Annotated in this window: 7 protein-coding genes; 3 read left to right on the top strand and 4 right to left on the bottom strand. The window is 56.8% G+C overall.

Annotated elements, in window-relative coordinates:
* Positions 1-382: 382 nt before the first annotated feature.
* Positions 383-1,294, bottom strand: a complete 912-nt coding sequence (locus R6V78_RS11110; RefSeq protein WP_410289431.1) for a proline dehydrogenase family protein — start codon at positions 1,292-1,294, stop codon at positions 383-385.
* A 57-nt stretch (positions 1,295-1,351) separates the two neighbouring features.
* Positions 1,352-2,629, bottom strand: a complete 1,278-nt coding sequence (locus tag R6V78_RS11115) for an HD domain-containing phosphohydrolase (protein ID WP_410289432.1) — start codon at positions 2,627-2,629, stop codon at positions 1,352-1,354.
* Between the two features lie 369 nt (positions 2,630-2,998).
* Here R6V78_RS11115 and R6V78_RS11120 point away from each other — a divergent pair, with 369 nt between their 5' ends.
* The 3 genes from R6V78_RS11120 to R6V78_RS11130 all read left to right on the top strand — a co-directional run bounded on the left by R6V78_RS11120 (position 2,999) and on the right by R6V78_RS11130 (position 5,860).
* Complete coding sequence (locus R6V78_RS11120; RefSeq protein ID WP_410289433.1) at positions 2,999-3,913, top strand: substrate-binding domain-containing protein; 915 nt, start codon at positions 2,999-3,001, stop codon at positions 3,911-3,913.
* Between the two features lie 176 nt (positions 3,914-4,089).
* Complete coding sequence (locus tag R6V78_RS11125) at positions 4,090-4,776, top strand: ABC transporter permease (protein WP_410289434.1); 687 nt, start codon at positions 4,090-4,092, stop codon at positions 4,774-4,776.
* Positions 4,777-4,834: 58 nt separating this feature from the next.
* Positions 4,835-5,860: an energy-coupling factor ABC transporter ATP-binding protein gene (locus R6V78_RS11130; protein WP_410289435.1), complete on the top strand. Its 1,026-nt coding sequence runs from the start codon at positions 4,835-4,837 to the stop codon at positions 5,858-5,860.
* Positions 5,861-5,876: 16 nt separating this feature from the next.
* Here R6V78_RS11130 and bamA read toward each other — a convergent pair whose 3' ends face one another.
* Entirely contained in the window at positions 5,877-8,696 is a 2,820-nt protein-coding gene (gene bamA / locus R6V78_RS11135; protein WP_410289436.1) for an outer membrane protein assembly factor BamA, read from the bottom strand.
* Positions 8,697-8,704: 8 nt separating this feature from the next.
* The gene (locus tag R6V78_RS11140; protein WP_410289437.1) at positions 8,705-12,910 is read right to left on the bottom strand and encodes a translocation/assembly module TamB domain-containing protein; all 4,206 of its coding nucleotides are present in this window, start codon (positions 12,908-12,910) and stop codon (positions 8,705-8,707) included.
* Positions 12,911-12,939 lie beyond the last annotated feature (29 nt).

Below are 12,939 nucleotides of genomic sequence, written 5' to 3' on the forward strand. Positions count from 1 at the left end.
GCTGGTGGGTGTTAGAATGAGTTGGATTTGGTCGGTATAATACAGACAAAGTAGGGAAAAAAAGCCTTCGATCCATTCTGGAAGGAAGGCTTATAGTTCCCCGTTAGTGCCCCAGGCAGTGGTATGAGGTATTTATTGCTAATGAAATAAGATTGTTATGCTCCCGCATCAATACGCCCGGTACTGAAGTAGCACCACGGTCAGATGTAGTCCGAAAAAATCTCCAGTGGGGTGGTTTCAGATGCCATTGTTTCTCCGATGGATTGAATGGACGGCAGCCGGATGATGCGCGGGTCCTGAATTGACCGGCGGATACAAGCGCTGCAATCTTTGAGGTTCTGTTGGTGGCCCGTGGATTCGCTCGATTGCCGACATGGCGGGTCTACCGGCTCAACAGAAGTGATTTGATGATGCTGGTGACAATTTTTGGGTTTTCTTTGAGTCGGCGGGTGGAGTACCCAAACCAGTGGCGACCGTAAGGGACATAAACCCGCATGGTGTGGCCGGCTTCGACGATGGTTCGCCGCAGTTCCGGGGCGACACCGTAAAGCATCTGAAATTCATACCTGTTGCGGGGCACATCGTAGCGATCGATGAGCCTCAGGGCGCCGTCGACCAAGGCCCGATCGTGGGTGGCGATGCCCGGGTAGACACCGTTTTGAAACATGAATTCGAGATCTTCCAGAAAATGGACGTTGATCTCATCGTGGCGCTGAAAGGCGATATGGGCCGGCTCTGTGTAGATGCCTTTACAAAGCCGAAAGTTCAACGGCAGCGCCGGTGTATGTAGATCCATCAGCCCCTTCAGGTCGTCCAGGGTACGATGCAGGTAAGCCTGCACCACCAGCCCCACGTTTTCCGGGAATTCAGCCTTCAAGCGGCGAAACAGGTCCAGCTCCAGATCCACACAACCGGAATCTTCCATGTCGATACGGATGAAATTGCCGTAGCCGGCCGCCTTGGACACGATTTCACGGATATACCCGAAGCAAGCCTCGGTATCGATGAGCAGGCCGAACATGGTGGGCTTCACTGAGTAGTTGCCGTCAATGCCGCTGAGCTGTGAAATATCGATCAGGGCCATGTACTCGTCGCGGTTTTTCTTGGCCTCGTCCAGATTCTGGATAAACTCACCGAGAATGTCAATGGTGGTCTTGATGCCGTTTGCGTTGAGAGACCGGCAGGCGGTCATGGCGTCATTGACCGATTCGCCGGCAATGTAGGCACGGGAAAAGAGCCACACAAAACGTTTTGGCAGCAGGGGCAAGGCGGTGGCGATCAATCGGTTGATCATGACATAGTCACCTTATCCGACTTCATTTTTCCGAAGAACGGTTTCCGTTCCAACCGGTCAGCGTCCGGCAGCGGCGCCGTCTTCCGAGCCAGGCAGGACCTGCGTCTCGGCATGGCGATCCTGGATGGCGCGGATGAAGGCCAGTTGGCTCAAAAAAATTTCCACCAGCTCGGGATCGAAATGCGTTCCGGCGCCCCGGCTGATGATCTCGATGCTCCGGGACTCTTCCCATGGCTCCTTGTAGCTGCGCCGGGAGCTGAGTGCATCATAGACGTCGGCAATGGCCACGATTCTTCCGAAAATGGGGATCTCCTCTCCCTTTTTGCCGGGCAGAGGTCCCTCGCCGCTGCTTTCGTGACCGGGTATCGGCTTGCCTGTAAGCGGATCGACGTGTCCGGGATAGCCGGATCCGTCCCACCTTTCATGGTGATTCAGGGCGATGATGGCCGCGGCCTCATCGAAATCCGACTGCAGGTCGGAAAAGAGCCGGGCGCCGTGAATGGTGTGCTGCTTCATGACTTCATACTCATGGAAGCTCAGCTGCGCAGGCTTTTTTAATATCAGATCGGAAATTCCCACTTTGCCCACATCGTGAAGCATGGCACCCATGTGCAGGACGTCGCGGGTCTTGTCGATCTCTTTTTGGCTGATATGGCGCCGTTTTGCCCATTGCTCGTAGACTTCCAGAGAAAAACCGGCGACCCGGTTGACGTGGGCGCCGGTCTCCTTGGGATCACGCATTTCGGCCATTCGTATCATGCGCAGGATCATCGCGCGGGTCATCTGGGCCCTTTCCAACGCCACGGCGGCGATGCCGGAAAAATGGAGCATCACCTTTTCGTCGGTCTGGCTGAAGGCCCGGATCCGCTTTTCCTGGTCCTGGGCGTTGATGATCTGAAGGATGCCCAGGACATCTTTTTTAGAACTCAGCAATGGGATGGTGAGCAGGGAACGGGTGACATACCCCGACACGGCGTCGAATTTCTTGCTGAAGTGGTACCTTTTGGTGGAAGATAGCTTATAGACATCGGGAATGTTGAGTAATTTTCCCGTGGCCGCGGCATAACCGGCAATACTCTCCTGGTCGATGGGCACGGAAAAGGTGGCGTAGATCAGTTTTTCCCCCGCAGGAAGTCGCTTTTGCAGGGTGTCATTCTGGGAATAGGCAAATTTGAGACGATCGCCATCGCGGATATAGATCGATCCGGCATCGGCGTTGACGAACTGGCGCGCACGCGTAAGCACCCGCTCCAGAAGGATATCCAGGTCGTGGATCCGGTTAAGCTCAATGCCCAGCACCATCAACGTATCCAGTTTCTGCTTTTCGTTGAGCATCGCTTCAGCGCCCCCGGAAGGTAAATTTAACGTTAATCTATACAGGCGGCCGTACGCCCGTCAACTTAAAAAAAACGCAGCGGGTGAGCTGGAAATCGATTGTCATCCAAATGCTGCCGGGCAGCACTGCCGTTGCAGACACAACCTTCCCCGTGGTCTGCCGCGGGAAGGATCTCATGGCAGACTGTGCACCGAGGTGATCAGAAGGTCATCAAAAATGTTAGTATTGGGTGGTATTGGTTATATTTAGTTAAATTTATCTCGTTGGTAATCCCTTACATTGACAAATCGTCCTGTGGCTTCTAATATTTACGACTTTGATGGGCAGGCAGGTCTGCGCATCAAAACCGAGTTGACCGCGAGGGCGAAATGACACAGATGCTATCCACGAAAGAGGTGGCCAGATTTTTGGGGATCAACGAGAAAATGGTCTATACCCTGATCTCGGAAAAGGGGTTGCCCGCGTCCAAGGTCACCGGCAAGTGGATTTTTCCCCAACACCTGGTTGAACAGTGGGTCGAGTCGAACACGGTCAACTATCCCCAGACGCACAACGTTCTGCCGCCTTATAACGGGCTGCTGATCATCGCCGGAAGCAATGATATCCTCCTGGAAAAGATCCTTTCCCTCTTCAACAGCCGTCATCCAGGGCACCTGGCCGTTTACGGAAACCTGGGCTCCGTTGGCGGCATCAGCGCCCTGCGCCGCAACCTCTGCCATATGGCCACCAGTCACCTGCTCCAGGAAAACGAGGACGAGTACAATTTCGATTTTCTGCAGCGCCAGTTTGACCGTATGCCCGTGGTGGTGAATTTCTGCAAACGCGACCAGGGAATCCTTATCCAGAAAGGCAACCCCTCGAAAATCACCGCCGTGAAGGACCTGGGGAATCCCGGCATCCGGATTGTCAACCGATCTCTGGCCACGGGAACCCGCCTGCTCTTTGACCGGGAACTCAAACAGGCGGGAATCGCCGGTGAAAAGATCGCCGGTTACGAACACGAGGTAAACCGACACATGGATGTGGGGCTGGAAATCCTGGCCGGCCGTGCCGATGCCGGACCGGGAATCCGGCCGGTTGCTTCTCTGCTGGGGCTGGATTTTATGCCCCTGCGCCAAGAGCGCTACGACCTGCTGGTGACCCGGGAACGGTTTTTCGATCCGGGGGTCCAGTTTTTTCTCAGCCTGCTGCATGAAAAGGCGTTCGTCCAGGCGGCCGAACAGCTTCATGGCTACGATGTCTCCAAAAGCGGGAAAATGATATTCCCCCGTGAACCGGAATAGGTGGACGTCGAAGCTGGACTGCATGGCCCCTCACTTCACCAACGCGACCAGCATCGAACGCAAAAGGACCGCGGTGGGGACTGGCAAAGCCCTTAAACTGGGTGGAAACTGCAAGGTGGACGTGCTGCCGGTCCATGCAGCGTCGGTGAAAAATTTTCGGCCATTGGAACCACAAAATGGAATTTATTCTTGCCGGATTCATAGAGGCGGTCCACTTGCTTATCGGAGGAGACAGGCAGACCTGGTCTGCCGTGGCTGCAACGGTCCAGGCCTCCACCGGCTCCATGGCCGCCAGCCTGGTCACGGGCATTCCACTGGGATTTGTTTTGGGTTATTTTAATTTCCCAATCAAACGCCAACTCAGGCTTGTGGTGGATACGGCGATGGCCTTGCCTACGGTATTTATCGGACTGGTGGTCTACGCCTTCATCTCCAGCCGGGGTCCGCTGGGAGAGATGGGCCTGCTGTTCACTCTGAAAGGCATCGCCATCGGCCAGACCATCCTGGCGCTGCCTGTGGTCATTGCCCTCAGCGCCACGGCCGTCGAAAGCATGGATCGGCACCTGCGGACGCTTCTGATCTCCCTGGGCGCCAATCGACGCCAGCTGTTGTTCAGCAGCCTTTGGGAGGTGCGTTATGGACTGCTGGCCGCCGGTCTTAGCGCCTACGGGCGAGTGATGACCGAGGTGGGCATTTCCATGATGGTGGGGGGCAACATCAAATGGCACACCCGCACCATAACCACCGCGATTGCCCTGGAGACGGGCAAGGGGATGTTCTCCACCGGCATTGCCCTGGGCCTGGTGCTTATCACCATCGCCTTTGGCGTGAATGCGAGCCTCTCGTTTTTGAGGAAAAAATGACCGACTGGTAAAAAGGGTTGGTAACCGCCACTGCAAGAAATGATGGGAGGCGTCAACGGTGCCCCAACCGGTTTACAGGATTGAAAACCTGGTTCACCAATACAACAGCCACCCGGTTTTGGCTGTCGATCGCTTGGAAATACAACCCGCTTCCATCGTGGGGTTGGTGGGACCCAATGGCAGTGGCAAGAGCACCCTGCTCAAGCTCATGGCGTTCATTCTCCGGCCTACCGGAGGACGGATCCTGTTTGACGGCGTGCCGACGCTGCCGTTTGACAAATCGGTCCGGTTTCAGGTGACGCTGCTGACCCAGGACCCCTACCTGATGAAGCGCACCGTGTTCAAGAACATTGCCTACGGCCTGAATGTGCGGGGGAATCGTGAAGATAGACCCGGTTCGGTATGTGATGCCCTGGCCATGGTCGGGCTGGATCCCCATGTCTTCGTCCAGCGCCAATGGGATGAACTTTCCGGCGGCGAAGCCCAGCGGGTGGCCCTGGCGGCCCGCTTGGTGCTGAAACCGCGGGTACTGCTTCTGGACGAGCCCACCGCCAGTGTGGATGCCGCCTCCAGTGAACTGATCCGCAGCGCCTCCCTGCATGCCCGCAGCGAATTGGGTACGACGTTGGTGATTGCCAGTCATGATCGTGAGTGGCTCTATGATGTCTGCGATAAAGTGATTCACCTGTTCAAGGGAAAACTCGTCGGCACCGGCAGGAGCAACATGATTTTCGGTCCGTGGATTCCCGAAGAAGGGGGCCTTTACGCCAAATTGCTCGGCAACGGCACCCGGCTTGTGGTTTCAGCGCCGCCGAATGTCGATGCCACCGCCTTCATCGACCCTGCCGCCATCCGTATCCTCGATAATGGTGCGGCCGCAACCCCTGCCAATACGGTGTTTGTTGAAGGCACGGTTACGCGCCTTGCTTTGGAGCGGCAGAGCGGCAAGCTGTTCGCCGATGTACGGGCCGGATCGCTTACGCTGGTTGTGCAGGTCGAGGAATTCCACTTGGCATCCACGACCCTTCACCAGGGCCGGCCCGTGACGCTCGCCTACCAACCGGAGAGCATCCGGTGGCAATAGATGGCTTGTTCAGGTGTTAGAAGCTGTACCCGATGGAGAGATGCAACCGGCCGGCCGATTCGCCTTCCTCCCGGTCCAGTTTGTGCCCGTAGAGCAGCCCCATGGGGCCGATGGGGGTAATATAGCGCAGGCCGATGCCAACGGATGAGCGGAAACGGTCCGAACCGTCTTCCACCAGGGCATCCTGGACGCTGCCGATGTCGAAGAAGGTGGTCAGTTCCAGGTTCATTCCCAGATCGATGCGCGCCTCCAGGCTGGCGACCATGGCCGTCTTCCCGCCCACAGGATCTCCTCGGCTGTCAACGCGCAGCAGGTTTTCATCAAAGCCACGGACGTTTTGAATACCTCCCAGAAAAAAAAGCTGGTCGTCCGGGACCAGCTCGCTGTCCGCGTAGGGAATCACCTGCCCGATTCTTGCCAGGCCGGCAAGCGTTAATTTTTCCAGGGGGCTCCAGTAATAGCGGGTATCGAACTGATAACGGAAGAAGTCGTCCACCTGGTTCTGGACGCCCTTGGAGATGTCCACACCGACGGATGACAGCAGTCCTCGTGTCGGCCGCACGAAAGAGTCCCGGCTGTCGTAGCGCGCATAGGGTGTGGTGACGAAAATGGTGCGGGTCTCTTCATCGGCTTCTCCCGGGGGGCGATCGTCGACGCTGAACTGGTCCCGCGTTTCCAGTCTGAAACTCAAGGCTGTGGTTACATGCCTTCCCCAGTCGCGTCCGAAACCCAGCGATCCACCGGTGGTTCGGGTGCCGAACGGCTGGTTGAATTCGGTCAATTCCTCGTTGAAGACGCCAATGCTGGCGGTGGTGCGTGTGTTCAGAAACCGGGGCTCGGTCAGTCGGGTTTCCACCCGGTAGCCGGTCTGGCTGATTTCTCCGGAGGCCCACAGGTCTTTGTTCAGCCCAAACAGGTTCCGGTCACCCACCTTGGCGCGGCCGAAAAAACCACTGTCCGACTGATAACCGGCGCCGGTCTGGGCGTAAAAAGGCTCATCCTCCTCGATCTCCACAAACAGATCAACGGTCTGTTTTTTTTCTTTCAATCCAAAGGTGCGATAGTTCACCCTGTGAAAGATGTCCAGATCCCTCAACCGGCGCTGCCCGTCATATAACGACCGCAACGACAAGGGGGCCTGCTGTTGGACTTCCATCTCCCGCTGGATGACCTTCTCGGCGGTGCGAAGATTGCCGGATATGAATATATCTCCCAGGGTCACCAGCGGCCCTGCGTCGATGTCATAAGCGATATCCGCCTGGCTGCGGTCCTCGCTGATTGAGACGCGGGGGTGAACCGTGGCATGGGGGTACCCTTTTTCGGAGACCAGGCTGGCGATGGCTTCCTTGTCCTCTTCCACCACAGAGCTGCGGAACGGCTCGTCGGTTTTGTGGTGCAGCACTTTCCTGGCCTCTGCTTCCGGCAACATGGTCAAGCCGTTGATGGTTATTGCGCCTACGGTTGTCCGGGGACCTTCCGTAATGTTCAGCGAGATGGCCGCGCCGGTTTTATCTGCATTGAAATCCACCTCGGAATTTACGGTGCGCTCGTGGAAACCCCGGTTCATGTAGAGGGTGGTGACGGCATAGGTGTCTGTTTCCAAGGTCTCGGGAACAAAGGCGCCATCGTGAAAAATCGTAGGCGGGCGGGTGAGCAGCTGTTGCCTGATTTCCGTTTCAGCGATGGCTTGGTTGCCGGCAATGGTTACCTTATCGACTAAGGTTTGCGGGCCTTCCTGGATGACGAACAGCAGCTGGCGAACGTCTGCCGGATTGCCGGGAACAACGGTTGTTGCTACCTTGATCTGGGTGTTGAGGAACCCATCTTCACGGTACCGTCGCTGCATGTGTTGAACGCTTTTTCTTACGCCGATATTGCCTCGGTTCCCGTCCCTGAAAATGGCCACATCCTTTTTCAGGGTCAGGTCACAGAAGTGCTGGTTGCCCTCGAAAGCGACCGTGTAGCGTTGCCCTTCCCGGATTTGGACGGTCACATCAACCAGGTGTGAGTGGCCTGGGTCATCGATACGGTAGGAGATCTCAGCGTCTGCAAATCCTTTTCTGCGGTAGTAAGCCAGCAGTGTGTCCATGTCTTTTTTAAGCTGAAATTCGCTGAATCGGCCGATTCCGGGCAGCAGGGACCGTCTCCAAACCTTGATTCGCCATTTGAGCGCTTCTGAAGAGATGGCCCGGTTGCCTTCGAATGCAAGCGTTCCGAGCACGAAATGGGGCCCTTTGCGGATATCCACCTGAATGACTGCATTTTCATCTTCAGCATCCTGCAGCGCCGTTATCGACACCTCCGGGTCGGTGTACCCTTCTCTTTTGTAGCGTTCAACGATCGCCTCGCGTTGGGCCGAAAGATCAGCCAGGGTGTATGGGTTACCCGGGTAGAGCGTCATCTGATTGAGAATGTTTGCATCGAAAAGGGGGTAGTTGCCCCGGATACGGATGTCCTTGATATAGCGATAGGGGGTCAGCGTGAAAGTCAGCGTCTGTATTTCGGATTCGGTGGCGATGTCTACATGGATAGCCGAAAAGCGGCGGCTCAGCTTGAGCGCCTGGATGGATTCTCGCACTGCGCCTTCATCAAAGTTATCCCCGGGGCGCAATCGGATGAGCCGTTGGGCAACGGCGGCGTATTCATCCTGCTGGTCCGGCGCACCGTCGATCAACACCCGGATGGCATGGATTACTGCGGTTGACCCATCTGCAAACAAAGCACCCTTGTCGGTGTCGATGTCTTCTGCAGCGTAAACCCAGCCAATCGGGACCACGAGAATGCCAAGGATCAAGGCGCATCGTCGCAGCTGTTTTTTAGCGCGAAATATTCTCACACGTCAACTCACCTAAATTCAATGCGGAACATCAGTTCTGACCCATAAATGCCCTGGCTGTCCTGGAAGCCGCTCACCAGGACGTTCTCCAAAAGTTTGTACTCCGTGATCGCCCGCTGGATGATTTCACCATCTTTGGTCGCCACCGCGTATTTGACAGTCATGCGATCGGAAAGGTTTTTGCCGATGGTAACCGTGACCCCGGAGGCATCCTCACCGTCGCTGCTGCCATTGGATTCCATCTGCAGAATATCTACGCCCGTGGTCTTTTTGATGTCATCCCCAAAGGTGTCGGCAAGCATTTCCGCCAGGATCTGCCCGCTACTGCGCCCAGCGCCGCCCCCACCGGCGGTGAGCTCCTGTGCGGTTCTGCCGAACAGGATCAGCGACAGAATGTCCGCATCACTTTCCGTCGGCACCGAGGAAAGCTTCAGGTTGAGGTTGTCCGGGGTGCCTTTGATGGCCAGCGTGATTGTCCAGTTTCTGATTGCCGTCTCGCTTTCGATATCGATTTCGGCCTCGGTTTTATATGGATTAACAAAATCGATGATGCCTTTTCTAACATCGAAGCTCTTTTTCTGAAAGGTGACGGTGCCGCTTTTCACCTGGGCCCGGCCGCTGAGAATGATATTTTCCAGATTGCCGCCGATCTTTAGATCCGGACTGATCTCAAGCTGGGCGAGATTGTTCTGGACCATAAAAGGCTGCCGATGGCCGACGGTGATGTCCAGATCGACCGTGTCGAAATAGGGGATCGACAGGGACTCGGTCGCCGGCGCGAGGGCCCGCTGACGGGTAGTGGCCATCTGCAGCAGGTTGATCTTCACATCTTTGTAATACGTGCCTTCTAAAATGACGATTGCTCCCCGGGCGTCGGCGCGCCGGCCGGTGCCCGTGATATTGATATCCCCATTGAGTAGAACGGCCAGGGTGTCCGGAACCTCCAGCGGAAGGGATTGCGCACCAATGGCGAGATTCATTCCCGTCGGCGCCAGGTTTTTATGGTCCACGCTGCCGTCGATCTCGAAGAAACCCGTGTCCAGAAACCCCTTCAAACCTTCAATGCGAATGTGGTCGGCCGTCAGGTAAATGCGGCCGTTCAGATCGTGAAGTTTCTGGGCCAAACCAGGCACGGCCATGCCGATCTGTTCCAGATCGATACGCCCATCAATCTTTGGGTTGGCCATATCCCCGGAAACCGTGCCTGTCAAGGCAAGCGTGCCGCTGCTCTCACCCAGGTCAGCGTTGAACACCTCTGCGGCCGAGATTGGGACCCGGCCATTGATCTCCAGATTGAGGCGGCCGCCAAGGCGCGCATCTCCGGCCAAATCAAGGCTGCCCGAGGAGAGCACCCCCATTTCAACCTGGACAACCGACAGTTGCCGGTCGACCAGCTTGAGGGCTATGCGGTCGGACTGGATCAACGAGATGTCTTTGAACCGCAGGTGCAGGGCGTTCAGGTCCACATATGCCGAGGCGTGGGCAAGGTCGTGAATATTTCCGGCGGCCTGTACCTTCCCGCTCAGCTTACCGTGAAAGTCGGGTTTGCCTGCCGCTTTGAAGTAGGGGGCTGTTTCGGTGCGGTCAAACGTCAGGTGGGCCTCGAAATCCCCTTTTTTCAGGTCACAGGCGGCATCCATATCAAAATTGAGTTTACCCGTGGCGGTGGCCAGCATATCGTGCAGGCTGAACTTGAGGTGAACATCTTCGATGGTGCCATCGTTGATCAGTATGTCGGATACAGTCAGGCCACCGTCGATGTCCGGGTTTTGAAGGCTGCCCTGTCCGGAGAAATCAAAACGCAGCCTGCCTTCTCCGGGGAAAACGTCTCGCAGTCGGTGAATGCGGGAGACAAAGATACCATCGGATTTAACTTTCAGGTCAAAGGTTTTATCCAGTCCGACCCATCCGGCGCCCTCGATCTGCTCACCGGGGGCAACGGCAGCTGAAAACCGGTCCAGCCAGAGGCGATGCGCTTCGAAGCGTGCGTCGAGCGCAACGGTTTCCATGGGCTGGTCAAACACGCTGGCCTGTCTGCCCGAGATGCCAATCCGGCCGACTGGATTCTCAACGCTGCCCGTCAGTCTGGCGGAAAAATTGAAATCGCCGCTTGCCGATCCTATAAAATCATTTGGATCAACGTGTCTCGAATCGACGCTGAAGTCAAATTGCGGGTTCTGAATCAGGCCCAGGTCATTGGGATTCAGCAATTGGATGTTGCCGCTTGCGTTGATCGTTGAACCTTGATTGCGCAGGTCCAGACGATCCACGATAACGGTGCCGGATTCCAATCGTATGCGGGCGTTTATATCGCCAAAGGCTGCGGCCGCGGTGCTCAGCGATGTCCCGCTTAGTGAAAGCTTGCCCGTCAGCGATTCCAGTGGACCGTCTAACTGCAACCGGCCGTCGAGATCTCCACGGATTGGCGGAAAGTCCATGAAGTCGGCTGCGGACAGTTTTTCCAACGTGAGATCGAGGGCGTTAACAAATCTGGTATCGATGCCGCCACCGTCCGCCAACAGGCGCAGACGGCCATGGCCGCGCATGCGCGAGTCCTTGTTTTCGAGGTGCAGGGTGTTCAGCGTCAGCAGCCCGTCAGGGTCCATATGCGCATCGATGGTCAGGTTCCCGAGGGTATATCGATCCACTTTCAGGTTCCGGGATGCCGCGGATAAAGTAAATTGAGGCTGATTCAAACTGCCGCCAACGCTCAGTTGGGCGCTGCAGGCACCCGTGACGCGTTGTATTCCCACGACGGCCAGGGCCCGGGAAAGATCTTTGGCCGTCAATGCCAGTTTTCCGGACAGCGTCCGGTCACGCACATGAAAACGGCCCTGCCCGGAAACTTCAACGCCGTCGGCTGCGCCGTTGAAGCCCGACAGGGTAATCGTGCCCCGGTCCATCTGCGCCGACAAGTCGATGTCGGCAGCGATCGGCCGGTCCATGCCGGCTGCCAGCAGCTCCTGTCCCGATCCTTTCAGTGTCAGCCGCGCCGAGGCTCCTGAAGGGATGACCCCGCTGCCGGCAATCGAAACCCGGCTGGTCATTTTGCCACGGATGTCGATAAACGGATGCAGCCACGGGTTGAGATCCGGGATCTTTTGGACCAGCGTAAGGGCGTAGGTGATGGCGTCCACATCTGATGGCCGCACCAGGAAGCCTTTTGGGAAAGCCTCGCGCAGGTTTATGGTGCCACTCAGCTCGACGGTGCCTGCAGCCAGCTGTATGGCTGCCGTGTCGATCGTTGCCTGCCGATCCCTCAGACGGATGGAAAGCGCGCCGTGATCCAACGGTTGGCCAGCAATCTGGCCATTTTCCAAGGACAGGTTGAGATCGGCATCCGGGTTGGCCAGGGTGCCTTTCAGAGTCAGTTTGGCTTGTACAGGACCGTCATAGTTTCCGGCAAGATTGACAATAGTATTTAATTCAGATAGTTGACCATCAATAGACAAGACACCGTCCAGCATTGGGGTCGTGTAGAGATTGGCGGCTGATCCGGAGAGCCCCACCGTGGTCCGGTCGGTGGTGGCATCAAACCTGTCCAGGTATAGCTGGTCGCCATCCAGTCGAGCCTTCAAGGCAATACGGACCGGCGGCGGCTGGATGCCTGGGCTGCTGAACCGGACCGCGGAGATCGTCAGCGCCAGATTGCCGGATCGGTCCGTGAGATTACCGTCGGCAGTCAGGTTGATTCCGCTGGCCTCGATGCGGGGGGATCCATTTGGCGGCTTGAACTCAAACCGGCCGTCGACCAGCCGGATCGACTCAAAAACGATGTTGACCGGTAAACCGGCCATGCCGGGCGCCGGCGCTTGGGTCTCTTTCTCCCGGGCAGGCGGCACTAGGGCGTTCATCAGGTTCAACCCATCGGTTTCGTCCATTGCAAGGTCAGTCCACGGCGCCTCCAGCAAAATGGTGTTCAGTCGGATCTCCCGGTCCCACAGGGCCCAGAAGCTCAGCTCTGCAGAAAGGCGGCCGAATCCCGCCAGGGCCAACCCCCGGGGGTCATGAAGCACGACCCCGTAAAGGTCAAGACCTGGTTTCAGAAGAGATAATCGCAGGTTTTCAATGGTGATCCTTCCCGGGAGGGCTGCGTTTAGCCGGGTCTGCACCCATTGACGACCCGGTTTGGATTCGATCCAGAAAAGCAGGCCGCAGACAGTCATGAACATCACGGCAAGCAGGGCGGCGACCACCAGCAGCATGGGTCTCATTTTTGGTTTCATGGGGCAAAAAAAATACC

The organism is Desulfosarcina sp. (genome assembly GCF_046496365.1).
Taxonomy (GTDB): Bacteria; Desulfobacterota; Desulfobacteria; order Desulfobacterales; family Desulfosarcinaceae; genus Desulfosarcina.